General features: G+C 61.4%; 16 protein-coding genes. 4 read left to right on the top strand and 12 right to left on the bottom strand.

Going from position 1 to position 25,140, the window contains the following annotated elements; translation table 11 throughout:
* Position 1 precedes the first annotated feature (1 nt).
* The 3 genes from ABTV87_RS04120 to ABTV87_RS04110 all read right to left on the bottom strand — a co-directional run bounded on the left by ABTV87_RS04120 (position 2) and on the right by ABTV87_RS04110 (position 3,894).
* Positions 2–2,221 carry an alpha-xenorhabdolysin family binary toxin subunit A gene (locus ABTV87_RS04120; RefSeq protein ID WP_433899034.1) on the bottom strand — a complete coding sequence of 740 codons (2,220 nt, stop codon included), beginning with the start codon at positions 2,219–2,221 and terminating at the stop codon, positions 2–4.
* A gap of 233 nt (positions 2,222–2,454) precedes the next feature.
* Positions 2,455–3,213 (bottom strand): tetratricopeptide repeat protein, encoded by a 759-nt coding sequence (locus ABTV87_RS04115; protein WP_433899033.1) that lies wholly within the window; start codon positions 3,211–3,213, stop codon positions 2,455–2,457.
* On the bottom strand, positions 3,214–3,894 hold the full coding sequence (locus tag ABTV87_RS04110) for a Fe2+-dependent dioxygenase (RefSeq protein ID WP_007953697.1): 681 nt from the start codon (positions 3,892–3,894) through the stop codon (positions 3,214–3,216).
* Between the two features lie 207 nt (positions 3,895–4,101).
* Between ABTV87_RS04110 and ABTV87_RS04105 the strand changes: the two genes are divergently transcribed.
* Positions 4,102–6,423, top strand: a complete 2,322-nt coding sequence (locus ABTV87_RS04105; RefSeq protein ID WP_085608048.1) for a TonB-dependent receptor — start codon at positions 4,102–4,104, stop codon at positions 6,421–6,423.
* A gap of 132 nt (positions 6,424–6,555) precedes the next feature.
* The gene (locus tag ABTV87_RS04100) at positions 6,556–9,084 is read left to right on the top strand and encodes a PepSY domain-containing protein (protein WP_433899032.1); all 2,529 of its coding nucleotides are present in this window, start codon (positions 6,556–6,558) and stop codon (positions 9,082–9,084) included.
* 119 nt (positions 9,085–9,203) lie between these two features.
* Here ABTV87_RS04100 and ABTV87_RS04095 read toward each other — a convergent pair whose 3' ends face one another.
* From ABTV87_RS04095 to ptsP, 4 genes are all read right to left on the bottom strand, one after another.
* The gene (locus ABTV87_RS04095) at positions 9,204–10,745 is read right to left on the bottom strand and encodes an alkaline phosphatase D family protein (protein ID WP_221534397.1); all 1,542 of its coding nucleotides are present in this window, start codon (positions 10,743–10,745) and stop codon (positions 9,204–9,206) included.
* 184 nt (positions 10,746–10,929) lie between these two features.
* Positions 10,930–12,663 carry a PTS fructose-like transporter subunit IIB gene (locus tag ABTV87_RS04090; protein WP_258712898.1) on the bottom strand — a complete coding sequence of 578 codons (1,734 nt, stop codon included), beginning with the start codon at positions 12,661–12,663 and terminating at the stop codon, positions 10,930–10,932.
* An 11-nt stretch (positions 12,664–12,674) separates the two neighbouring features.
* Positions 12,675–13,616: a 1-phosphofructokinase gene (gene pfkB / locus ABTV87_RS04085; protein WP_258712897.1), complete on the bottom strand. Its 942-nt coding sequence runs from the start codon at positions 13,614–13,616 to the stop codon at positions 12,675–12,677.
* Positions 13,616–16,477 (bottom strand): phosphoenolpyruvate--protein phosphotransferase, encoded by a 2,862-nt coding sequence (ptsP, locus tag ABTV87_RS04080; protein ID WP_258712896.1) that lies wholly within the window; start codon positions 16,475–16,477, stop codon positions 13,616–13,618. The genes pfkB and ptsP overlap by 1 nt, the downstream gene beginning before the upstream one ends.
* Before the next feature lie 306 nt (positions 16,478–16,783).
* On the opposite strand from ptsP, the gene cra reads away from it, so the two are divergent.
* Positions 16,784–17,779, top strand: a complete 996-nt coding sequence (gene cra, locus ABTV87_RS04075) for a catabolite repressor/activator (RefSeq protein WP_007953710.1) — start codon at positions 16,784–16,786, stop codon at positions 17,777–17,779.
* Positions 17,780–17,782: 3 nt separating this feature from the next.
* A complete protein-coding gene (locus ABTV87_RS04070) occupies positions 17,783–18,559 on the top strand; it encodes a TatD family hydrolase (RefSeq protein ID WP_258712895.1) in 777 nt (258 codons plus the stop codon).
* Here the strand turns inward: ABTV87_RS04070 and ABTV87_RS04065 are convergent, their stop codons facing one another.
* The 5 genes from ABTV87_RS04065 to ABTV87_RS04045 all read right to left on the bottom strand — a co-directional run bounded on the left by ABTV87_RS04065 (position 18,560) and on the right by ABTV87_RS04045 (position 24,935).
* The gene (locus ABTV87_RS04065) at positions 18,560–18,949 is read right to left on the bottom strand and encodes a hypothetical protein (protein WP_007953715.1); all 390 of its coding nucleotides are present in this window, start codon (positions 18,947–18,949) and stop codon (positions 18,560–18,562) included.
* Positions 18,950–19,103: 154 nt separating this feature from the next.
* Positions 19,104–21,134, bottom strand: coding sequence for a methyl-accepting chemotaxis protein (locus ABTV87_RS04060; RefSeq protein WP_221534403.1), 2,031 nt, complete (start codon positions 21,132–21,134; stop codon positions 19,104–19,106).
* A gap of 156 nt (positions 21,135–21,290) precedes the next feature.
* The gene (gene ampE / locus ABTV87_RS04055) at positions 21,291–22,124 is read right to left on the bottom strand and encodes a regulatory signaling modulator protein AmpE (RefSeq protein WP_221534405.1); all 834 of its coding nucleotides are present in this window, start codon (positions 22,122–22,124) and stop codon (positions 21,291–21,293) included.
* The gene (gene ampD / locus ABTV87_RS04050; RefSeq protein WP_085608039.1) at positions 22,121–22,681 is read right to left on the bottom strand and encodes a 1,6-anhydro-N-acetylmuramyl-L-alanine amidase AmpD; all 561 of its coding nucleotides are present in this window, start codon (positions 22,679–22,681) and stop codon (positions 22,121–22,123) included. The genes ampE and ampD overlap by 4 nt, the downstream gene beginning before the upstream one ends.
* 64 nt (positions 22,682–22,745) lie before the next feature.
* Positions 22,746–24,935, bottom strand: coding sequence for a DUF1631 domain-containing protein (locus tag ABTV87_RS04045; protein ID WP_433899031.1), 2,190 nt, complete (start codon positions 24,933–24,935; stop codon positions 22,746–22,748).
* Positions 24,936–25,140: the final 205 nt, after the last annotated feature.

The raw sequence follows: 25,140 nt of genomic DNA, 5'->3' as shown, positions 1-25,140 counted from the left end.
CTTACTGCTGAACAGTTTTCAGGTACTGCCTGAAGTCGGCAATTCGGGTGATTGCTTCAGCCGCTCGCTGCTCGACCGGCTGCGACTTGTCTTGCTTGAAGTCCCGGGCGAGAGACTCAATCCGGGTTACCAGATTCGAGAACTCATTCGCGTATCCCCAGCGCTCTTCGTCCAGTTGGTCGAGGACTCGCACCAGCTGAATCTTTCCATCGGTCTGTTCAATATCGTTGATGAGCTGCTTCAACTGCGCCCTTAGATCAGCCGCTTTTTCCTTGAGCTTGTTGTAAGCCGCCAGCATGTTCAGATAGGAAATGGCCTCACCGATGCCCGAGATCATTTTTTTCAAGGTATCAATGGCGAACAGTGCAATCTGGACCTGCGGTGGCGCCAGCCCCAAGGCTTTCAGGTTATCCAGGGTCAATCGGGCCTCCTGACCGATTTTCTCTACCCCGGCTTTCGCGATCAGCTCGAGCGCTTCAGACACCGATTTCATCTGCTTCTCGAAATCGACGACTTTTTCTTCAGACTTGACCTTCAGTGCCTCCGTGAAAGCCCGATCCTGTTGCAGGGTTACGATCCATTGCGCCGAAGCCGACCGGTCATAGGCGGTACTCAAGCCGTTGTGGGTCATCTTCAAATCGGCCGCGTATTCGGCGACTTTCATCGAAACATTCTTGAGGTCGCTTTCCATTTCCTCGTGGATTTCATTCGCGTCTTCCGGGTAATCGATCAGTTCGATTTGAGCTGTCTTCAGTTTGTTCTGCGCACGTTCCAGATTGATCCCTGTCGTCTGGGCCTGATTACGAATTTCAAATGTGGCTTTCTGGATAGCGACTGTCAGCCCATTCATTGTGCGGACGGTACCCGGCAGATAATTGAACTGTTCGCCCAGCATTTGAGCAGTGACATTACTTGTTTGAACAGCCGCAGCGTGAGCGCGTAACGCAGCGCCATCAAAATCCGAAACGGCTGGATTATTATTTAGCGAGAACATCACTGCTTTACTCCTGAAAATCGTGAAACTGCTTCCATACTCTTTATCTGCCGCCGCGAACACGCCCAGCAGTTGATCGGAACTCGCCTGGATCTGCTCCCACGGATCAATAATGCCGAGAATCTGGTTCTTGAACCTCCTCAGGGACGTTGCCTCCTGAAGCAGATCAACTTCTTTGACAGAGGCATATATATAGGTGCTCAGCGCATTCCATACCAGCATCAGGTTTTGCGTAGCGACTTCAGCCTCGATCGCTACATAGCTGAGGTTCTGCAAATCATCGCGCACTTTGTTCAGGGAACTCAGCGTCTGGTTTTTGCTGGCCATTACCTGGTTGGAGGTCTGTTGTTCCGCCTTCAACCGGTTTCGCTCCTTACGGATCTTTTCAGCCTTGACGCCCTGATAAATACCGAGAATCAAACCACCGATATTCAGGGTCGCTGCCGACCTGATCGCTTCTTGAACCAACTGATCATATTGCTTGTTCAGTTCATCGATTTCTTTCGAGCGCTGATCGATTTCGCCCTGCAGGGCCTGGATGTCTGCCTGATAGGTATTGCGCGACACGAACTCCAGTCGCAGCTTGATTTCCGGCAACACGATCTCGCGCATGTCAGCGCCGAAATTGTCGATTTCTGACCTGACATCTTCGGCCTTCGCGTGGCACTTCATGACTTTGTCCAGCATGTCATTGAGGTAGGCCTTGATTTCCGGAACATCGCCGGACGGCAAGCCCAGGTCGGGAAGCCCCGGAATCGTGCGCTTCAGCTGCAGATACTCTTCCGGCGTATTGATATCGAATTCTTCCAGGTATCTGGAGGCTTTCAGGTCATCGTAGATTGCTACGATGCCCTTACCCGTACGAATGATGTTGCCGGCAAAAATCTTCAGATCGGTACCCGTGAGCATGATTTTTTCACGCAGCGGGGACCAGCGCTTCGCGTGGTCGTAGGTGTACGTGAATGTCCGCAGGAAGTCTGTTGCCTTGAGACCAACGCCCCCTGCATCCCCGGCGCCATAGTTCAGATAAGCAACGACGTCCGCCAGCCGAACCGGAAGCGACAGCCCCAGAACCTCATACTTGCGCAGGCTGATAATCTGCTCTTTGGTTAATTGAATACCGGTTTCCCGATTGTATTCTTCACCCTCGCCGAGCGAAGCACTTACAAACATCCGAGGCGCTTTTGCGGCGGCCTCGACAATCTTGCTGTCCATCTTGAATTCCATAAGAGACTCCTTGTCTTCTTCGGATATTTAATAAAAGTCATTTTAGATACGACATCATCGTTCGACTCATTTCAACTTGAGCGCCGACATCGCAAAACAACCTTAGGACAGCAAGACAACAATCAACAAGCATTCAAATATTAGCAATCAAGACAAATAAGCCACTCACCCGAATACTTATCCGAAAACAGCCATATCAACTTGATAAAACCAACTAACCGCAGAATAAATAATTACAAAGCAATTAACTCTGCCAGCCGAAATTTATAAGCGTCGGCCATGGCGCGGATTTGCGGATGTTGTGCATTCAACAAGGACACACTGGCGACTCGCAGGAAATTCACATTGCCCGCGTCCAGTGCCTTGCGTAGCCAGCCAAGTGCGTCATCGATGCGCCCCTCGTCGGCAAGCACCGCGGCGTGGCTGAACTGCCCCCGAAAATCGCCGCCCTCGGCCGCACGCCGATACCAGTCACGTGCCGTTGGCAGATCTTGCGGACAGTGACGCCCCTCTTCCAGATACCGGCCCAACAGGTTCATCGACTTGGCATGTCCCGACTCTGCAGCGCGGCGGTACAGGGCAAGGGCTTGCGGCTGATTCTCGGGTGTTCCACGCCCGGTGGCGTGCAGGTTTGCCAAGTTGTACATCGCCCAATCCAGCCCCGCGTCGGCGGCCGTCTGGTAATGGCGCGCGGCGAGTTCGGCGCTGGCCACACAACCCCATCCGTGTTCATGGCAGCGGCCGAGCATGTTGCGCGCCATCAGATGACCTTGCCCTGCGGCGATTTCAAACCAGCGCAATGCCAGCGGCTGATCCTGAGCAATACCGTGACCATCGAGCAGGATCTGCCCGAGCAGCGCCTGCGCTTCCAGCACGCCCTCACCCGCCGCCAGCAGAATCGCCTGAGCCGCACGAGCCGGGCTTTCTTCGAGCATGGCGGTGAGGCGTTCACCGTCGAGGACTTCTTCACGACGTAACCGAAAGTCCGCCACTTACACCTCGACCCAGCGACGCAACAAGTTGTGATAGGTGCCGGTGAGGCGGATCAGCGACGGGTGATCGGGCATGTCGTGGGTGAGTTGCTGGATCGCACCGTCCATCTCGAACAGCAAGGCACGCTGGCTGTCTTCGCGCACCAGACTTTGCGTCCAGAAGAACGAGGCATAACGCGCCCCGCGAGTGACCGCATTGACCTTGTGCAGGCTGGTGCCGGGGTACAGCACCATGTCGCCGGCGGGCAGTTTCACCCGTTGGGTGCCGAAGGTGTCCTGGATTTCCAACTCGCCGCCGTCGTAGTCCTCCGGCTCGCTGAAAAACAGCGTGGCCGACAGATCCGTACGTACGCGCTCGATGCTGCCCTTTGGCTGGCGCACCGCGTTGTCGATGTGGAAATCGAAACTGCCGCCCGCCGTGTAGCAGTTGAGTAACGGCGGAAATACTTTGTGCGGCAGTGCAGCCGACATGAACAGCGGATTTTTCCACAGGCGTTCAAGCATCGCGGCGCCGATTTCCTTGGCCAGCGGATGGCCTTCCGGCAGCTGCAGATTGTGCTTGGCCTTGGCCGATTGATAGCCGGCGGTGATCTTGCCATCGGCCCAGTCAGCCTGTTCCAGAGCCTCGCGGATGCGCTGCACTTCTTCTTTCGCGAACAGCCCGGGGATGTGCAGCAGCATGGCAATGTCACCTGATGGCAAAGAGGCGGCAATGGTATTGATTCTTATTGGCTGTGTAAAACCCGCTAGACGAATGAACTGGCAAAAACCGTAAGGTTAAATTGTAAAGAATGTAAATTCAGTGCGAATAACAATGTTTCGCAATTGATACGAATACCTGTTTACCCTATATTCCGCCGCCTCAAATCCTTGGGGAGGGGAATAAAAATGGCACGTCAACAAGCACAATTACCGGTCAGCTCACCACGTCTGCTCGCTTCCGCCATCGGCGTGGCAATCACCGCCGGCTCCGCAGGCCACATGGTGTTCGCCGCCGAAAAAACCGACAGCAAAGCCACCGGCAATGCCATCGCCCTGGACGCCACCGCCATCACCGGCGAAGCCCAGGACTCGACGTCCTACCAGGTCGAGAAAGCCTCCTCGCCCAAGTACACCGCACCGCTGGTTGATACGCCGCGCTCGGTCACCGTTATCCCGCAACAAGTTCTGAAAGACACCGGCGCCCTAAACATGCAGGACGCGCTGCGCACCGTACCGGGCATCACCTTCGGTGCCGGTGAAGGCGGCAACCCGCAGGGCGACCGTCCGTTCATCCGTGGTTTCGACGCCCAGGGCGACACTTACCTCGACGGTGTGCGCGACACCGGCTCCCAGAGCCGCGAGATCTTCGCCGTAGAAAACATCGAAGTCAGCAAGGGCCCGAACTCCGCCATCGGTGGTCGCGGCGCGGCGGGCGGCAGCATCAACCTGGTGAGCAAGAAAGCGCACCTGGGCAACTCGTTCGACGGTGGTTTCACCTGGGGCTCCGACCAGACCCAGCGTTACACGATGGATGGCAACTACCAGTTCAGCGACACCGCTGCCGGCCGTCTGAACCTGATGAGCCACGAGAGCAACGTCGCCGGTCGCGACAAGGTCGACTATGACCGTTGGGGCATCGCGCCGTCCCTGGCCTTCGGCCTGGGCACCGACACCCGCGTCAACCTCGACTACTACCATCTCGAAAGCAACGACACGCCGGATTCGGGCATCCCTTACACGATTCCGGCCGGTGGCTCGGCGGCGCGTACCAAGTCCAACCCGGACAAGCCGTACGCCGGCGGCGATCACAGCAACTTCTACGGTCTGGATCGCGATTTCCGCAAGGGTCGCACCGACACCGCGACCTTCGCCATCGAGCATGACCTGAGCGACTCGCTGACGATCAAGAACACCCTGCGTCACGGCACCAGCATGCAGGATTACATCCTGACCCAGCCGGACGACAGCAAGGGCAACGTGAACAACGGCAGCGTCTGGCGTCGTGCGAACACTCGCGTGAGCAACACCGAGACCACCACCAACCAGACCGACCTGTTCGGCAACTTCTACGTCGCCGGCTTCAAGAACAGCTTTTCCACCGGTGTCGAATACACCCGTGAGGAAAGCAGCAAATCCTCGTACAACGTCAACACCGACACCACGCCGCGTACCTCGGCCGTGACCACCAACTGCAACCCGGGCCTGATCGGCGCCGCCAGCGGCTACAACTGCACCTCGCTGTCGAACCCGACCCCGAACGATCCGTGGAACGGCGCGATTTCGCGCAACTACGCCGGCACCGACACCCAGTCCGATACCTACGCGCTGTATGCTTTCGACACCCTGGAGCTGTCCGAGCAATGGCTGGTGAACATGGGCCTGCGTTACGACCACTTCGAAACCGGCTACAAGACGTACACCAACGCTGGCCGCACCACCTCCAAGGGTTCGGACACCAGCGAGTTCGTCACCGGCCAGTTCGGCGTCGTCTACAAACCGGCAGAGAACGGCAGCATCTATGCGTCCTACGCCACCTCCGCCACACCGCCGGGCAACACCCTGGGTGAAGGTCAGGAAGGCAACCCGCTGGGCGGCACGCCAGATCGTAACGGCAACCTGCTCAAGAGCGACATGGAGCCGGAAACCACCAAGAACTACGAAATCGGTACCAAGTGGGATCTGCTGAACGATCGCCTGTCGCTGACCGCCGATATCTTCCGCACCGAGAAAGAAAACGCGCGTGTCCAGGTTGATACCACCTCGTACGAAAACGCCGGCAAGACTCGTGTACAAGGTATCGAGTTGTCCGCCAGCGGCAAGATCACCGACAAGTGGCAAGTGTTCGCCGGTTACGCCTACATGGACAGCGAACAGGTTGACGGCGGTGACCTGCCGGCCAACAAGGCCAACAACGGCAACGAGCTGCCTAACACGCCGAAAAACAGCGCCAGCCTGTGGACCACTTACCAGGTCACGCCGAAGCTGACCATCGGTGGCGGTGCGTTCTACGTGGATGACGTGTTCGGCAGCGTGGCCAACACCACCATGGTCGATTCCTATGTTCGCTACGACGCGATGGCGGCGTACAAGCTGAGCAAGAACGTCGACCTGCAACTGAACGTGCAGAACCTGACCAACGAGACCTACTACGACAAGGCCTTCTCGACTCACTTCGCCAACCAGGCGGCGGGCCGTACGGCATTGCTGAGCACCAACTTCCACTTCTGACAGAAGCCGGAAGCACCGGGCCCCGTTCATTCATTTGAGCGGGGCTTTTGTGCGTAATAAAGAACGTTTCTCGATAAGCCACGGCATAATGCACGCCGTGAACACAATTTCCGAACGGACAAGGCAAGCGACGTGTTGAAGAAAACCCTGTTCCAGTTGCACTGGTTTTTTGGCATCACTGCCGGGCTGGTGCTGGCCCTGATGGGCATCACCGGCGCTGCCTATTCGTTTCAGGACGAAATTCTCAAAGCCCTCAACCCCTCCGTGTTGCAGGTGGAGAAACAGGTCGCCGGCGTCCTGCCGCCCGCCGATCTGGTGGCGCAGATCGAAGCAGCCTCGGGCAAGAAAGTCTCGATGCTCTCGGTCGAGACCGAAAGCGGCAGCGCCGGGCGCGTCTGGTTCACCCCACCGAAAGGTGAACGCCGTGGCGAGATGCGCTACTTCGATCCCTACACCGCCGAGTTCAAGGGCGACGCTACCGGCCAGGACTTCTTCGGCCTGATGCTGCAACTGCACCGGTTCCTCGCCATGGGCGATACCGGCCGCAACATCACCGGTGCCTGCACCCTGATGCTGCTGTTCTTCTGCCTGTCCGGCCTGTACCTGCGCTGGCCACGTCAGTGGAACAGCTGGCGCGTATGGCTGACCCTCGACTGGAAGAAAAAGGGCCGCAGCTTCAACTGGGACCTGCACTCGGTGTTCGGCACCTGGTGCATGCTGGTTTACCTGCTGCTGGCACTGACCGGACTGTCCTGGTCCTACGAGTGGTACAACAAGGGCCTGACCAGATTGCTTTCCGATGCGCCGCAAAACGAACGCGTGCGCGGCGGTCGCGGCCCGGCCCCTGAAGGTCCGGCGCCGACCGCCGATTACGCCGCCATGTGGGTCAGCATCTACAGCGCCGCAGGCCCGGGCCTCGCCTCCTACAACATTCGCATGCCGCCAGTGGCCGGCCAACCGGCGACCGTGTTCTATCTGCTCGACAGCTCGCCCCACGACCGCGCGCTGAACCAGATCACCCTCGACCCGGCCACCGGCGTCGTCAAACGCGTCGACCGCTACGCCGACAAAAGCTTCAAGGCGCAATTGCTGACCAGCATTTATGCGTTGCACGTAGGCAGCTATTTCGGACTGGTCGGGCGGATCATCGTCACCGTCGCGGCCGTCTTGATGCCGCTGTTCTTCATCACCGGCTGGTTGCTGTACCTGGATCGCCGACGCAAGAAAAAGCAGATCAAGGATGCCCGCAAAGGCCTCGACCAACCGGCCGGCGATACACCGGCGTGGCTGATTGGTTTCGCCAGTCAGAGCGGTTTTGCCGAGCAACTGGCGTGGCAGACCGCCGGCCAGTTGCAGGCCGCCGGATTGCCGGTGAAGGTGCAGCCGCTGGCGAATGTCAGCGAGCAGGATCTGCGCGAATCGAACAACGCGTTGTTCGTGGTCAGCACCTTCGGCGACGGCGAAGCGCCGGACAGCGCTCGCGGTTTCGAGCGCAAGGTATTGAAGAACGCCTCGACCCTCGACAGCCTCAACTACGCGGTGCTCGGCCTCGGCGACCGTCAGTATCAACACTTCTGCGGCTTCGCCCGACGCCTGCATCAATGGCTGGGCGAGCACGGCGGCAAAACCCTGTTCGCCCCGGTGGAAGTCGACAGCGGCGATCCTTACGCCCTGCGCCACTGGCAGACCCAGCTCGGCCTGATCACCGGGCAAGCACCGGTCGACACATGGCAGGCGCCGAGCTACGAGAACTGGACGCTGGTGCGCCGCGAGCTGATGAACCCGGACAGCAGCGGCTCTCCGGTCTTCCTGCTCGGCCTGACCGCGCCGACCTCCCGCAGCTGGCTGGCCGGCGATCTGGTGGAAGTGCTGCCACGCAACTGCCCGTGGGCGATCGAACATTTCCTCGACGGCCTCGGCATCCGTGGTGAAACCAGCGTGAAGGTGAACGGCCTGGAAGAGTCGCTGGAAGTCGCCCTCGCCACCCGCCAGCTGCCCGAGCATCGCGCGCATCTGGTGGGCCTGCACGCCCAGGCGTTGGTCGATGCGATGGTGCCGCTGGCGATGCGCGAATACTCGATCGCCTCGATTGCCGCCGACGGTGTGTTGGAGCTGATCGTGCGTCAGGAACAGCATGCCGACGGCAGCCTCGGCATCGGCTCCGGCTGGCTGACCGAGCATGCTCCGGTCGGCGGCAGCATCAGCCTGCGGGTTCGCCGCAACAGCGGTTTCCATCTGCCGAACGCTCCGGTGCCAATGATCCTGCTGGGCAACGGCACCGGCCTTGCCGGGCTGCGCAGCTTGCTCAAGGCGCGGATCGCCGACAATCAGCAGCGTCATTGGCTGCTGTTTGGCGAGCGCAATCGCGAGCACGATTTCCTCTGCCGCGCGGAGTTGGAAGAGTGGTTGATCAATGGCGATCTGGAACGCCTCGATCTGGCGTTCTCTCGGGATCAGGCCGAAAAGATTTACGTGCAGGATCGCCTGCGCGAATCGGCCGGCGAGTTGAAAAAATGGCTGGCGGACGGTGCAGTGATCTACATCTGCGGCAGCCTTCAAGGCATGGCATCAGGTGTGGATCGGGTGCTCAATGAAGTGCTGGGCGCCGCTGAAGTCGAACGCCTGATCGAACAGGGTCGCTATCGTCGCGACGTTTACTGACACCACAATCCCTGTAGGAGCGAGCCTGCTCGCGATGACGGTTTTACATTCAACACATTCGTTGTCTGTTACATCGCTATCGCGAGCAAGCTCGCTCCCACAAATTGTTTGCGGTGAACTCAGGCCGGTGACAGCTTCTGCTCAAACACCGCAACACCCTCCAGATCCCGCAACACCACGCTCATCTCCCCGCTCTGCCCGTCAATGTTCACCTCACCGAAAAACTGAAACCCGGCAAACGGCGAGGCGTTCTGTACCGCCGGCGCTTTCTCGAACACCACTTGCGGGCCAAAGGTCTTGTCCAGCGGATTGGGGCCGAAACTGCCGGCATTCAACGGCCCTGCGACAAACTCCCAGAACGGTTCGAAATCCTGGAACGCCGCGCGATCAGGGTGATAGTGATGCGCCGCGCAGTAATGCACGTCCGCCGTCAGGAACACGAAATTGCGCACCTGCTGCGCGCGCAAAAAGCCCAGCAGTTCGGCGATTTCCAGCTCACGTCCCTGCGCCGGGCCGGGGTCGCCGTTGGCCACTGCTTCCCAGCGCGCAACACCGGGGCTGACCTCGCCATCCGGCACGCCGAGACCGATCGGCATGTCGGCGGCGATGACTTTCCACTGGGCTTTCGACGCCTTCAATCCGCGCTTTAGCCAGTTCAGTTGCTCACGCCCGAGGAACGGTTTTTCCGCCCCGAGGTTGTCGTCGTTGGCGCCGCGATAACTGCGCATGTCGAGCACGAACACATCGAGCATCGGCCCGTAACTCAGCTTGCGATAGATCCGCCCGCCGCCATCGGCCGCCTGCAAACGCATCGGCGAATATTCGAGCCAGGCCTGACGCGCACGCCCGACCAGGGTGTGGATATTTTTTTCCTGATAACGCTCGTCGAGCTGCTTGCCCGGCGACCAGTTGTTGACCACCTCATGGTCGTCCCACTGCCAGATCTGCGGCACTTCGGCGTTGAAGCGGCGGACGTTTTCGTCCATCAGGTTGTAGCGATAATTGCCGCGATAATCGTCGAGGGTCTGGGCGACCTTGCTCTTGGCTTCGGTGGTGAGGTTGCGCCAGATCCGGCCACCTTCCGTGGTCAATTGCGCCGGCACCGGGCCGTCGGCGTAGATGGTGTCGCCGCTGTGGATAAAGAAGTCTGGCAGGCGCATGCGCATGGCTTCATAGATGCGCATACCGCCGATATCGGGGTTGATGCCGAAGCCCTGGCCGACGGTGTCGCCGCTCCACACGAAGCGGATATTGCGCCGTGCCGTCGGTGCGCTGCGCAAGTGGCCAAGCCACGGTTCGCTGGCGACGCCGGTGCGGGCGTCCTTGAAATACACGCGGTAAAAAATCGCCTGATCGGCGGGCAGTCCGGTGAGTTCGACGCGGGCGGTGAAATCGCTGCGGGCATCGGCCAGCGCCGAGACGACCCGGCGCGGATGGCGGAACTGACTGCGGGTGTCCCACTCCACCACCATCTGCGCCGGGCGGTCGGCACGGCTCCAGATCATCGCGCGGTCGCCCTGCAAGTCGCCGGATTGCACGCCGTCAGTCAGTTGCGGTCGATCCTTGACCGACGCGATCACGGCCGGCGCCAGCCCCGGCATCAGCAGTCCGGCGCCGACGGCTTGCATCACGCGCCGGCGACCGGGATTGAAATCGCTCATGGTGTTCTCCCTGAAAAAAGGAAAACTTAAGCACGGGATCATGAATTGGGGATGACAACACATTCCCTGTGGGAGCGAGCTTGGTCCGGGCGGCGATCCGACGAAAGCGTCGGATCAGTCAACACATCTGTTGAAGGTCAAACCGCGTTCGCGAGCAAGCTCGCTCCCACAAGTTTTCGCAGTGTCACGCCTTCGCGGGCTCCAGCGCCAGTTCCACGGCCTCCGGCCGCTTGACCAGCGCATACACCACCGCTGTCAGCAGGCTGCCCGCGACGATTGCCAGCAGGTACGGCAGCGCATGGTTGATCGCATTCGGAATCGCCAGCACGAACAGGCCACCGTGGGGCGCCATCAGTTTGCAACCGAAGTACATCGACAACGCACCGGTCAGCGCACCGCCGGCAATGCTCGCCGGGATCACCCGCAACGGGTCTTTCGCAGCAAACGGAATCGCCCCTTCGGAGATGAAGCACAACCCAAGCACCAGCGCCGCTTTACCGGCTTCGCGCTCAGTCTGGGCGAACTTGCGCCGGGCGATGAACGTGGCGATACCCAGACCAATCGGCGGCACCATGCCGGCAGCCATGGTCGCGGCCATCGGTGCATAACTCTGCGAGGCCAGCAGCCCCACCGAGAACGCATACGCGGCCTTGTTGATCGGCCCGCCAAGGTCGACGCACATCATGCCGCCCAGCAGCACACCGAGCAGAATCGCGTTGGTGGTGCCCATGCTGTCGAGGAAATGCGTCAGCGCCGCAAGCATCCCGGCCACCGGTTTACCCACCACGTAGATCATCACTAACCCGGTGAACAGGCTGGCGAACAACGGGATGATCAGAATCGGTTTCAGCGCTTCCAGACTTTGCGGCAGCGCCACATACCGACTGATCGCCTTGGCCGCGTAGCCTGCGATAAACCCGGCAACGATCCCGCCAATGAAGCCGGCACCCAGGGTGCTCGCCAGCAAACCGCCGATCATGCCCGGCGCGAGCCCGGGACGGTCGGCAATCGACCAGGCGATGTAACCGGCCAACAACGGCACCATCAATTTGAACGCGGTCTCGCCACCGATCTGCATCAGCGCCGCCGCCAGCGTGCCTTCTTCCTTGAACGCGGTGATGCCGAACACGAACGACAAGGCGATCATCAGACCGCCCGCCACCACCATCGGCAGCATGAATGACACACCGGTCAGCAAGTGTTTGTAGACGCCGCTTTTCTCTTGTTTGGCCGGGGCCTTGCCGTCGCTCGCAGCGCTTTCCTGCTTGCCTTCGGCCAGGGCTTTTTTCAGCGTGGCTTCGGACTGCTTCAAGGCAATGCCGGTGCCGCAGCGGTAGATTTTCTTGCCGGCGAAACGCTCGGTGGCGACTTCAATGTCAGCCGCCAGCAGCACCACGTCAGCCTCGGCGATGGCTGTCGCGCTCAGCGGATTTCGCGCGCCGACCGAACCCTGGGTTTCGACTTGCAGGTCGTAGCCCAGACGCTTGGCAGCTTGCTGCAAGGCTTCGGCGGCCATGAAGGTGTGGGCGACGCCGGTCGGGCAGGCGGTGACTGCGACCAGTCGCGGCGCTTGAGCACTGGCAACCACGGGCAACGTTTCGGCAGCGACGTAAACCTCGGCCTCGACGGCGCCACGCCGCAGTACTTCTTCGACATCCTGCAGGGCTTGCGCCGGCGCGATCCGAAAGACTTTCTTGCCGATGAACCGGTTCATGTCCACAGGCCCCGTGGCCACCAGCAACACCCACTCGGCGGCCTCGATGGTGGCCGCCGACAACTCGCGTTCCGGGTGCGCCGCATCCACCACTTCGACGCTGGTGCTCCAGCCCTGACGCTGGGCCGCGGCATCCAGCAGCCGGGCGCACAGCACACTGGTGACCATGCCGTTCGGGCAGGCCGTGACAATGGCTAACTTCATGACAAACCCTCTTATTGTTCTGTCAGGGGGCGCACGCGCACGCCCTGTTCGAGCTGCGCCAGTTGCGCAGCATCGTGAATACCGAAACCGATCTGGGTCACCGCCTGCGCCGCGATCGCCGTGGCCGTGCGCAGGGTCTGTTCCGGCGTGTCGGCGCTGAGCAAACCGTGGAGCATGCCGGCCAGCAACGAATCGCCGGCACCGACCGTGCTGGCGACGCTGACCTTCGGCGGCGTGGCATGCAGCGCCGAACCGACGCTGAACCAGTTCACACCATCGGCGCCGTGAGAAATCACTACATGCTCGATGCCTTGGGTGTGCAACCGATTGGCCGCTTCAACCTGAGACGCGTGGGACACCACTTCACAGCCCAGCGCATCGGCCAGCTCTTCGGTGTTCGGCTTGATCAGCCACGGGCCGGCCTTGAGCGCCGCGCGCAAGGCATCGCCGCTGGTGTCCAGGGCGACTTTCAGACCCAACGCCTTCAAGCGCTCGACCAGTTCGCGCAACCACTGTGCAGTGACTCCGCGCGGCAAACTGCCGGCGACCACCACCGCGTCATGCCCCGGCGCGATCTGCACCAGACGATCCAGCAACGCCTGTTGCGCCACCACGCCGACCACCGGCCCTGGGCCGTTGATGTCGGTGATGCGTCCGTCCTGTTCCGCGACCTTGATGTTGCTGCGGGTCTCGCCGGGCACCCGGATAAACGCATCGGTGAAGCCACGTTTGGCGAACAGGGTTTCGAAGGCTTGCAGATTGTCTTCGCCGAGAAAGCCGCTGACCGTCAGTTGATGACCGAGGTCGGCCAGCACTTGCGCGACGTTGACGCCCTTGCCGGCGGCGTGGGTGTGCATCTCGTCGCTGCGGTTGACCTGACCGGCCTCAAGACGTGGCAACTGCACCGTAAGGTCCAGCGCCGGGTTGAGGGTCAGGGTGAGAATCTTGGCCATTACAGAGCCTCCACTAATGCGCGCACTTCGTTGGCGCTGCCCACGGCCAGGGCTTGTTGAGCAAGGGTTTGCGTCTGAGTCAGGCTGAGTTCGCGGATGCGCGCCTTGACTTCGGCGATGCTGCGCCCGGAGACGCTCAGCTCATCCACACCGAGGCCGACCAGCACCGGCACCGCCAGCGGATCCGCCGCCAGCTCGCCGCAGACACCGACCCATTTGCCATGGGCATGGGCTGCGCGCACGGTGATGTCGATCAGTTGCAGCACCGCCGGGTGCAGGCCGTCAGCCTGGGCGGACAGGGTTGGATGACCACGGTCGATGGCCAGCGTGTACTGGGTCAGGTCGTTGGTGCCGACGCTGAAGAAGTCGACTTCCTTGGCCAGCACTGGCGCCAGCAAGGCAGCGGACGGCACTTCGATCATGATCCCCAGTTGCAGATCGGCCACCGGGATTTCCAGGCGCAGGCGTTCGGTCATGTCGCGGGCCTGACGCCACTCTTCGACGCTGCCGACCATCGGGAACATGATCCGCAACGGACGGTTGTCCGCCGAACGCAGCAAGGCGCGCAACTGCGCTTCCATGATCTGCGGACGCTGCAAGGTCAGGCGAATGCCACGCACGCCGAGGAACGGGTTTTCTTCCTTGGCGATCGGCCAATACGGCAGCGGTTTATCGCCGCCGACATCGAGGGTGCGCACCACCAGCGGCCGACCGGCGAGGCCGTCGAGGACGCGGCGGTATTCGGCTTCCTGAGTCGCCTCGTCCGGCGCTTGCGGATGGGCCATGAAAATCAGTTCGGTGCGCAGCAGGCCGATGCCTTCGGCGCCCTGCTCCACCGCGCTGATTACACCGGCGCTTTCGCCGATGTTGGCGAACACTTCCACCGCGTGGCCGTCGGTGGTGTGCGCCGGTTGATGGCGTTGTTCGGCGGCGGCTTTCAGGCGTTGTTCGCGGGTGTCACGTTCTTCGCTGGCGCGTTGCAGGGTCGCGGCGTCCGCGTCCACATGCAGGCGACCGCGCTGGCCGTCGAGCAGCAACGGCGTGCCCGGTTTCAGCAGCAACACCGCAGCGCCCGCACCGACCAGCGCCGGAATGCCCAGCGCGCGAGCCACGATGGCGCTGTGCGCGGTGGCGCCACCACGGGCGGTGAGAATCCCCGCGACCCGCGCCGGATCCAGACGCGCCACGTCGGACGGACCGACCTCGTCCATCACCAGAATGTACGGTTGCTCAGGCTCGGCGGGCGTCTGCACGCCACACAGTTGCGCCAGCACCCGTCGGCCAATGTCGCGCAGGTCGGCGGCACGTTCGGCGAGCAACGCGTCCTGCAACGCTTCCTGTTGTTTCGCGGCGGCCTCGATCACGGCCATCCAGGCTGCTTCGGCGCTTTCGCCCTGCTTGAGGCGAGTGTCGACTTCGTCGGTGAGTTCCGGGTCGTCGAGCATTTCCTGGTGGGTGATGAAAATCTCGCGGATCGCCTTGGCCTTGCTGCGTTCGATCAGGCCTTGAATGTCCTGACGCACGTCGGCCAGCGCTTGCTTGAGACGTTCGCGCTCGATGGCGGCAGACTCGCCGCGCAACGGGTAATCGATGGTTTGCTGGACCTGAATGTGCGCCGGGCCGATGGCGATGCCGGGGGCGGCAGGAATCGCTTGCAGCAGGCTGCCGGAGGCCGGGGCGCTCAGGACTTCGGCGATGTCGGCGATGACTTCGCGCTGTTGGCTGACTGCGGGTAGTGGTTCGACTTCTTCGCCGAGGCCTTCTTCGATGGCGGCCAGCAACGCCGGTAAGGCGTCAGCGGCGATGCTCGGTTCGGCGATGATTTCCAGCACCTGTCCGCGACGGGCGCCGAGGCTCAGCAGTTTGCTCAGGCTCTTCACCGATACGGCGCTGTCCTGACCGTCGACGATGCGCACACGGATTTCGCCGTCAAAACTCTTCGCCAGTTGCGCGAGGATCTTCGCCGGCCGCGCGTGCAGACCATGGGCGTTGGCCAATGCGATACGTGCGCTCGGCCAATCGGCCGGCAACTCACCGCCGAGCACCTCGAGGACTTTGCGGCTGCTGGTGGCGCGGCCCAGTTCATGGCCGCGACCTTCGATCAGCAACGCGCACAAACGCTCAAGCAACGCCTGATGCGCTTCACCGAGGCTGGCCAGACAGAACAGACCGCTGAGCGGCTGGCCGAGGTAGCGCATCGGTTTGTCCGGCGTGACGAACGCCAGGCCCGGGCGCTTCACGGTCTGTTCGCTGTGCAGCCACCACAGGCCATCGCCCAGCGGCAGCGCTTCAACTTGCTGCAACACCCCTGCGAAACCGTTGCTCACGCAATCGGCCTGGCGCAGCAGACGCGCACCACGCCAGACCAGTTCTTCAAAATCGTCGGCGGAGACCCCAAGGCCGATCATCTGCGCATCCAGCGCCAGCTCTTGCGGCGCGCCTTGCAGCAGTTTCAGCAGCGCTTCGGGCGAACTCGCGCGGCGCAGGGCCTGACCCAGATCGGTTTCACCGAGGGCGCGGGTCAGCAGTTGCAGCAGGCGCAGGTGTTCGTCGGATTTGGCCGCGATGCCGATGGCCAGATAAACGATCTGGCCATCGCCCCAGTCCACGCCGTCGGGAAACTGCATCAGGCGCACGCCGGTGGCGAACACCTGATCGCGGGTTTCGGGCGTGCCGTGGGGGATCGCAATGCCTTGGCCGAGGAAGGTCGAGCCCTGAGCCTCCCGGGCCTGCAGGCCAGCGAGGTAGCCGTCGGCGACCAGACCATCGGCGACCAGATGACTGGCCAGCAATTGCAAAGCGGCGGGTTTATCCGCAGCCGACTGGCCCATGGATATCTGCTCTACAGTGAGCTCGAGCATGCGATCTCCTTTTTGGCGCGGTGGCGCGCCAGGTATTGTTTTGAATGGTTGCAGCTTAGGCGCTATGGGCCATCCTTTTCAGGAGGCAGTTTTGGCGGTTTCACGGCAGAACCGGCCAAAGGCGTCTAAAACGTAGAAAATACGCTTGCTGAAACGTTTAATCTAGATTGATCGGCACGTTACTCGATAATGTCCCATCCTTGAAGTCCAACTTGTCGGATGCGCTGAGACAATGGTCGCCTGCCTGAATCGGGTAGGATTGGCGAAAATGTCGCGGCAAGCTCGAAAAAACAAGGAAATCCCGGGTTGAAACTCAGTGATATCGCGCGGTTGGCCGGAGTGTCCGTGACCACCGCCAGCTACGTCATCAACGGCAAGGCCGAACAGCAACGCATCAGCACCGCGACCGTCGAGCGAGTGCGGGCGGTGGTTGATCTGCACGGCTTTACCCCCAATCCACAGGCGGCCGGGCTGCGCAGTCGGCACACCCGGACCCTGGGTTTTATCCTGCCGGATCTGGAAAACCCCAGTTACGCGCGGATCGCCAAACTGCTGGAGCAAGGCGCCCGGGCGCGGGGCTATCAGCTGCTGATCGCCAGCTCCGACGATGCGCCGGACAGCGAGCGGCAACTGCTGCAACTGTTCCGTGCCCGACGCTGCGACGCGTTGATCGTCGCCAGTTGTCTTCCGTCCGGTGACGACAGTTATCGTCAGTTGCAGGCCAAGGGTTTGCCGATCATTGCCATCGACCGGGTGATGGATGCCGAGCATTTCTGCTCGGTGGTCAGCGACGACCGCGAAGCCAGCCTGCACCTGACCGAAAGCCTGCTCGACCCGCAGCCGAAACAGATCGTGCTGCTGGGCGCCCGTCCGGAGCTGAGCATCAGCCAGGAACGTGCGGCCGGGTTCAAGCAAGCCTTGGCCGGGTTCAAGGGCGAAGTGCTGATCGAGCACGCCGAATCCTTCAGCCGCGAGTGCGGCAAGCAATTGATGGAAGAACTCCTGCAACGCCTCGGGCATTTGCCGGATGCGCTGGTGACCACGTCCTACGTGCTGCTGCAGGGCGTGTTCGACGCGCTGCATGACTTCCCGCTCAAATTCCGCCCGCTGCGCCTCGGCACATTCGGTGACACCCAGTTGCTCGACTTCCTGCCGCTGCCGGTCAACGCCATGGCCCAGCAGCACCAGTTGATCGCCGACAAGGCGCTGGAACTGGCACTCGCAGCCGTCGAGCAATCGGACTACCAGCCTGGCGTGCAGGCCATTGCCCGTACCTTCAAGCAGCGTATTCACCGGGACTGAGCCGTGGAGCTGATCGACAGCCACACCCATCTGGACTTCCCCGACTTCGACGCCGACCGCGCGGCGCTGCTGAACGAAAGCCGCGCCCTCGGGGTGCAGCGAATGGTGGTGCTCGGGGTCTACGAGGGGAACTGGCAGCGGGTGTGGGATCTGGTGCAAAGCGATGCCGATCTGTACGGGGCGTTCGGATTGCACCCGGTCTATCTCGATCAGCATCGGCCTGAAGACCTGCTTGCACTGGGCGATTGGCTGACACGGCTAAAGGGTCATCGGCAACTGTGCGCGGTCGGCGAAATCGGCCTGGACTACTTCATCGAAACCCTCGACCGCGAACGCCAGCAAGTGCTGTTCGAGGCACAACTGCAACTGGCGGCGGATTTCGAACTGCCGGCGCTGATCCATGTACGGCGCAGCCATGCGGCGGTGATTGCCACGCTCAAGCGCTTCAAGCTCAAGCGCGCCGGGATCATCCACGCCTTCGCCGGCAGCCGTGAAGAAGCGCGGGAATACATCAAGCTCGGTTTCAAACTGGGTCTTGGCGGTGCGCCAACCTGGCCGCAGGCGTTGCGCATGCACCGGGTGCTGGCCGACTTGCCGCTGGATTCGGTGGTGCTGGAAACCGACTCTCCGGACATGGCGCCCGCCATGTACCCCGGCATTCGAAATACGCCGGCGCATCTGCCGGCGATCTGCGACTCACTGGCCGCGTTGATGAACATCAGTGCGCAACAACTCGCCGCCGCCAGTACCGCCAACAGCTGCGACGTGTTCGGCTGGTAGTCAGTCGGCGTGGGCCTTGGCCGCGTCGAGAATCAGAGTCAGGTGCTGGCGCTGCCGGGCATAACGAATCACCGCGAAGTACACGAAAATCGCGATCAGCGACGCGTTCAACTGCTCGGTAACGCTGAGCAGACCCACCCATTCCATCACCAACGCCACCAGCAACGCGGTGCACACCGTCACCAGCGCACTGGCGCGCATCAGGCCGAGTGAATCGAGCGAACGAAAGCGTTTTATCTGCTTCGGGCAGCGCAGCTCCAGGCTTTTCTGGCAATGCGCACAGGTGAACGCTTCGTGGATCGATATGGCGTTGAGCTGCCAGGGTTTGAGCACCAGCGTGGTCTGGCAGTGGGCGCAGCGGCCCTGGACGCCCAGGGTTGCGACGGACATGTGCGATCTCCTCCAAGTGGTCAATGAACTGAGCTTGGTTCATTGAAGACGAAAAACCAGCCCCCGGAGGAAAACAGGATTCTGCTTACAGATGTAAGCAAAAAAGTACTACAACCCATTCCGAAAAAACCTGCCTCACAGGAGGCAGGTCGATTCAAACCCGGAACGCGCTGATCAACTGCTTCAACTCGACCACCTGCGCCGACAACGCGCGACTGGCATCTTCGGTCTGATGCGCGCCTTCTGCGGTGCGCTCGCCGGCACGGTTGATCTCGACGATGTTCTGGTCGATGTCGTGGGCGACGGCAGTCTGCTGCTCGACGGCGGCGGCGATCTGCTGGTTCTGGTCGACGATCATGCCGACAGCACCGAGGATGTTTTCCAGCGCCTGCTGGACTTTTTCCGACTGCCCCACCGTGCCGTTGGCCATCTGATGGCTGACGCCCATGGCCTTCACCGCCGCGCCGACGCCACCGTGGAGTTTGGCGATCATCTGCTCGATTTCTTCGGTCGATTGCTGAGTGCGTTTGGCCAGCGTGCGGACTTCGTCAGCGACCACGGCAAAACCGCGTCCCTGCTCACCGGCCCGCGCGGCCTCGATCGCGGCGTTGAGCGCCAGCAGGTTGGTCTGCTCGGCGATGCTCTTGATCACTTCAAGAACGCGACTGATCGACTGGCTGTCGCTGGCCAACTGGTTGATCACCAGCACCGATTGATCGATTTCGCTCGCCAGTGCCGCGATGCTGCCCTGCTGCGATTCCACCAACCCGCGACCACTGATGGTTTCGTCGTTCACGCTGTGGGCGCTGCTGACCGCTGCCGCTGCACTGCGTGCCACCTCCAGCGACGTCGCCGACATCTGGTTCATCGCGGTGGCCACTTGTTCGATCTGCGTGCGTTGCCCGGCGACCGCCTGATTGCTTTGCGCCGAGACGTTTTCCACTTGCCCCGCCTGTCGCTCGACCTCGCCAACGGTGTGGCCGACCCGTTCGATCAGGTCATGGATTTTGCGCACCGTACCGTTGAACACTTCGCCCAACTCGCCGAGTTCATCACGGCTGTTGGCGCGGAAATTTACTGTCATGTCGCCTGCCGCGACTTTATCCATCATGGCGCCGAGGTTTTTCAGGGTGGCGCGGGTCGACGCATAGAAGCCGCCGTAGAGATAGAAAATCAACACGAACACCACCGACAACGCCACGGCTTGCAGCACCATGTGCGTGCGGTTTTGCCCCAGACGCTGCTGCAACTGGGTGTCGAGGAATTTCAGGGTGGCGTCGTTGAGCTGATAGGTCTGGTCCATCAGCCCGGTGACCTGGTCATAAAACGCCTGCCACGGGGCGTCGAGCGTTTCGGCCATCACCACTTGCTCTTCGATCAGGGTGCTGGCCTGTTTCAGCGTGGCCTTGCTGGCCTCCGCCGGGGTGCTCAGGGAGTCACGGGCGGCTTTGCTCGAACCCAGCGCGTCCTGCAATTTCAGGCCATATTCGGCCTGAAGTTTTTCGATCTGCACCAGCAACTCGTCGAAGCGGGTGCTCGACGAACTGTTGAGAAAGCCCTGGCCCAATGAATACGAGCCCATCGCCCGACCTTCGCCCAAGGCCTGGGTGACGGCCGGCGTAGTCGCAGTGATCAGCTCGCTGAGCTGGCGTATGTCGCCCTGATTGTCGCGACTCAACCCGGCCTGGCTGGCCACGATCTGGCTGAAAACCTGCGCATTGCCCAGCAGTTTGCCGATCAGCGCACTTTTGCTTTGCAGGGAGTTTTCCGCTTGCTGGTTCTTGAACGCAGCGATCATTTCATCGCGCTTGGTCTCGAAGAATTTGATCTGCTCAGGATCCTCGGTCATGGGCGTCAGCCCTTGCAGGCGCGCCAGGACGTTTTGCTCAAGGCCGGTGATCTGCGCCTCGACATTGCCGGCTTTGCCGGATTGGCCGAGGGTGACGTTGATCTGCACCAGATTGTTGAGGGTTTCCAGATCCCGGCGCAGGGTCAGGCTGCTGCCCAGCAGGTCGAGGCTCTGCAGCTCCACCCGGGTGCCCTGGAATTCGCGGTAGGAATCGCGCACCAGATAGAAATTGGTCACCAGCATCGGCACCAGGAACAGCACGCTGATCAGGCTGAACTTCATGCCGAAGCTCAAGCGGTTCATCAGCGAGACGGCGGGATAGAGCAAGCTCTTCACTGGAAGTCTCCCTTGGTTTTTCTTGTTTTTATTGGCAGGCGCGGGGCGACAGCAGATAGCCACTATCGGGCGCCATCTCTGTATAGCTCAAATCGAAGGGAGGTTTTGTAACTTAAGGTTAACGAGGGGGATTGCCCCCCTCGTCACTTGAACGACCTACGCCAGCACTGTCCACAGGGCAAAGCCTGCATACCACAGCACCGCCGCCCGCAGCAGCAGTTCCCACAGGCAGTCGAGGGTGTTGATGCCTTCGGGACCGACAGCGGCCGGCGGGATTTCCCCGGCAGCCAGCCCGACCCTGTTGATCAGTTGCGCAGCGCTGATGTTCCAGTTCAGCAGTTCGTGCAGCATCACCCGGCTGACCGCGACGAAATTGCCGACCAGGGCAAGGCTCGCCGCCAGCAGACGCACCGGCACCCAGTCGAAGGCATGACGCAGTTGCCCGGCCCGTTCGGCCACCGCCGGGTTCTGGGCGTGTTCTTCCGCCAGCGCCAGCAAGCGATAGCTCAGCGCCGCGACCGGGCCGAGCAGGAAGTACCAGAAAATCACCGCAAAGAAACTCTGGTAGGCCTGCCACAACAGATGACGTTGCACTTGCTCCAGCAATTGTTCGCCGCTTTCGGCGCAGATGTTCAGATCTCGCTTGGCCACATGGGCAGCGGCCTGCAGGTCCTCACGGCGCCAGGCGTCGCGAAACGGTCCGAGCTCGCCGAGCAGGTCACCCCGCCCCAGGCTGTAAATCACCACCAGCAAATGCACCGGCAACGCCAGCAGACCGTAGGCCACCGGGTCCAGCACCACCAGCAGCAATCCCAGCAGCGCCACCGGCAACAGCACCAGGACGGTCAACACCAGCCACGGCTGTTTGGCCAGCCCGCCGATTTCCAGCTTGTGCAGTTCGCGAATCCATCCGCCATCGCGTTGAACCCGTTGGCGCAGGGCCGAGAACTTCTCGATCCATACCGCCAGCAGTAACACCAGAAAACTCATTGTCCTTCCTCTTGTGCCAGGGCGGCGCGGTAGCGTGCCCAGTCGAATGCGGGTCCGGGGTCGGTTTTGCGTCCGGGGGCGATGTCGCTGTGCCCGCAGATGCGCTCGACAGTGATCGCCGGAAACGCTTTTTGCAAATGGCGGGTCAGCAGGATCAACGCCTGATACTGCGCATCGGTGAACGGCAGATCATCGGTGCCTTCCAGCTCGATGCCCACCGAAAAATCGTTACAGGTTTCCCGTCCCTCGAACACCGAAACACCGGCATGCCAGGCACGCTCAAGACAGGAGACAAACTGGGTGACCTTGCCGTCACGTTCGATCAGAAAATGCGCAGACACGCGCAGGTCGGCGATCCCGGCAAAGTAGGGATGTTCCGTGACATCCAGACGATTCTGGAAAAATTCCTGCACCTTGCCGGTGGCGAACTGCGCCGGTGGCAGGCTGATGTTGTGGATGACCAACAGGGAGACTTCGCCCGCCGGGCGTTCATTGAAGTTGGGCGAAGGGCAGACCTGCACCCCGTGACACCACCCGCTTGCGGGATCCAACTGCATACCGATTCCTTCAACGCCGACTGTGTTGGCGACCAGTATGCCGTGATCGGCCCCCGGCGCGCGATCACTTGCCGCGATTGAGCCGACGCAGATTGCCGAGCACCGACTCCAGCGCCCGGTCGAACAGCAAGGTGTCGTCCAGCGCCCGCACCGCGCCACGACGAAACGCCAGGGCCAGTTCAGTGCGGTCGCGCTCCAGCACTTTCATCCCGGTGCGGTCGACAAACACGTACTTGTTGGTAGCCTCGATGATCGCCGCCAGTTTGCAGCGCAGGGTGTGCTCTTCGTCTTCTTCGAACGCCACCCAACTGCCCAGGCGCAACTGATCGACCTGACGAAAACCTGCGTCGTCGGCCGGTAAACGCGCCGGCGTGCGTGGCTGGAGGCCGTCGTCGGCCATCTGCAAGACAATCGCCTGCGACACTTCGATCATTTCCGGCAATGCGGTTTGATCCGGCTCGCTGGACGGTTCGAGCAGGCGCACATGCAGCGCTTCCAGCTCACTGAAAAAGCCGCTGGTGGCAAACGGATCGAAGGCCGAACTGCTCAGGCCGTCGCGCAATGACTTGAGCAACCCCGGCACCAGCGCCAGCAGACGCAAGCCGGCTTCGGCGCCGTCGTGGCGCTGCACGCTCCAGATCAATTGCTCCATGGTCTGCACGTCGGCCTGCCATTCGGCAGACTGATCGCCGTGCTTGAGGCAAGTCAGCAGCAACACCTTGCTCCAGGCCTCCTGCACGAACGTCACCACCGACGGTGGCAGGACTTTGCCCAGCAACGCCTGATTCAGCGCCTGCTCGACACGCTGGCGGGCCAGTTCGGTTTTCGCCCGGCCCTCTTCGGCATCGCGCAAACGCTGTTCAAGCAATTCGCTGCGGCGACGCTCGTCACTGGTGAACGCGAGGAAGTCCGCCAGCAACTCGGAAAAAATCGCCGGGTCATCGACGAAGTCTGTCAGCAGGCGCTGCACCACTTGCTCGATGCGCAGGTAGAGGCTGTCGCGCGCATTACCGTCGCACTCGCCCCAGCCCATCGCCGCTTCGGCGATTTCATTGAGCAGGCGACGCGCCGGGTGGCTGCTGCGGCTGAAGAAGCTTTTGTCGATCACCGCGACCTTCAACATCGGGATCTGCAACCGGGCGATCAGCGCCTTGAGCGAATCCGGCAGGTTGCGATCATCGAGGATGCAGTCGAAGACCATGGCCACCAGATTGATCACGTCCTCGTCCGCCCCGCCGACGATTCGTGATTTGCCGCTGCGCACGCTGACCCGGGTCAGCAACTGTTCAAGCTGATGACGCAGATCGAAGTCGTCCTGCACCGCCAGCGCCGGTACATATTGCTGCAAGTGCGAGAGCAGGCGCAGCAGGTCGCGGGTGGAAATCGGCTGCGCCGGGGCGCTGGGCTCAAGGGTCGGCGCGACCGTACCGCGCACGTGCAGCAGCAGCTCCTGCAACGCGGCGAAGACCTCCTGCACGCCCGCATCGGTCTGGGTTTTGTCGACGCCCTCGAATTCGCTCTGCACGCTGGCCACGGCCTGATCGATGGCGCGACGGGCCGGTGCCGGCTTGAGCTCGGGCAACACGCCCGTGGCGATCAGCAGTTGATTGGCTTCGGCGTAGAGTTGATCGGTATCGGCCAGCACATACCGCTCGAACAGTTTGAGCAGGATCAGTTTGACCTTGATCTCCACCCCCAGATTGCGCCCCGCCTGCAGGAAGTATTCGCAAAGCATCGCCGGGCCCAGCGGGTTGTATTGATCGTCCAGGGTCTTGCCCAACAGCGCATTGAATCGCGCGGTCAGTTGATCGAGGGCGACCCCGTCGCGATTCAGCACGCGGCCGACCATGGTTTCGACCGCGACATTGCGCTCCATGTCATCGGTTCGCGCGGTTGTGTCCTCATGCTGCAAGGCGTGAGAAAGCACGGTGGGGACGGGATCGAATTGAGTGAGGCCGACAAAGGCTTCGAAGAATTGCTCGAGAAACCCGCGCTCGATGTTCTTGCGCTTGAGGCGCAGGTCGCGCATGGCTTCGAAAAAGATGTTCTGCTCGATGTCGTTACGCGCCCGGTCGGCCATTTCGAACAGAGTGTCGTCGGCGTTATCGAACAGTTCCTGCAAACCGTTGCGCAGGCGCTGGGCAGCCTTGTCGCGAACCTGAAGCAGAATCACAGGCAGGCGGGCGAGCGGCGAGTGAGTCGCCTGATCGGTAGTGGCCTTGTGCAGAGGCACTACATTCCCGTCGTTGTGCATCCAAGCCTCCTGAAACGGTGATTTGCCGACGTCAAACTCATGGCGTCAAATGCAAGGCGGATTATCTTGCAAAAGATGTCCCCGGCGCCAGAGCCGTCAGGGTTTCCCCTATGCGCCGACACCTTGCAGTGACCACGACAGAAACGGGTTTGCTCAAAGAAAATCGACCGGATGCAGCGCTGCGTGGCTGTTCTCGCCTTGGGTT

This window comes from Pseudomonas sp. PSE1(2024) (assembly GCF_050990555.1).
Taxonomy (GTDB): domain Bacteria; phylum Pseudomonadota; class Gammaproteobacteria; order Pseudomonadales; family Pseudomonadaceae; genus Aquipseudomonas; species Aquipseudomonas aphyarum.
This window is presented reverse-complemented; position numbering and strand designations above follow the sequence as displayed.

What these genes read in the sequence shown, in the direction of transcription:
- ABTV87_RS04120 (WP_433899034.1), bottom strand. Translation starts at nt 2,221, where the DNA reads ATGGAATTCAAGATGGACAGCAAGATTGTCGAGGCCGCCGCAAAAGCG.
- ABTV87_RS04110 (WP_007953697.1), bottom strand. Translation starts at nt 3,894, where the DNA reads ATGCTGCTGCACATCCCCGGGCTGTTCGCGAAAGAAGAAGTGCAGCGC.
- ABTV87_RS04105 (WP_085608048.1), top strand. Translation starts at nt 4,102, where the DNA reads ATGGCACGTCAACAAGCACAATTACCGGTCAGCTCACCACGTCTGCTC.
- ABTV87_RS04095 (WP_221534397.1), bottom strand. Translation starts at nt 10,745, where the DNA reads ATGAGCGATTTCAATCCCGGTCGCCGGCGCGTGATGCAAGCCGTCGGC.
- ABTV87_RS04090 (WP_258712898.1), bottom strand. Translation starts at nt 12,663, where the DNA reads ATGAAGTTAGCCATTGTCACGGCCTGCCCGAACGGCATGGTCACCAGT.
- pfkB (WP_258712897.1), bottom strand. Translation starts at nt 13,616, where the DNA reads ATGGCCAAGATTCTCACCCTGACCCTCAACCCGGCGCTGGACCTTACG.
- ptsP (WP_258712896.1), bottom strand. Translation starts at nt 16,477, where the DNA reads ATGCTCGAGCTCACTGTAGAGCAGATATCCATGGGCCAGTCGGCTGCG.
- ABTV87_RS04065 (WP_007953715.1), bottom strand. Translation starts at nt 18,949, where the DNA reads ATGTCCGTCGCAACCCTGGGCGTCCAGGGCCGCTGCGCCCACTGCCAG.
- ampE (WP_221534405.1), bottom strand. Translation starts at nt 22,124, where the DNA reads ATGAGTTTTCTGGTGTTACTGCTGGCGGTATGGATCGAGAAGTTCTCG.
- ampD (WP_085608039.1), bottom strand. Translation starts at nt 22,681, where the DNA reads ATGCAGTTGGATCCCGCAAGCGGGTGGTGTCACGGGGTGCAGGTCTGC.
- ABTV87_RS04045 (WP_433899031.1), bottom strand. Translation starts at nt 24,935, where the DNA reads ATGCACAACGACGGGAATGTAGTGCCTCTGCACAAGGCCACTACCGAT.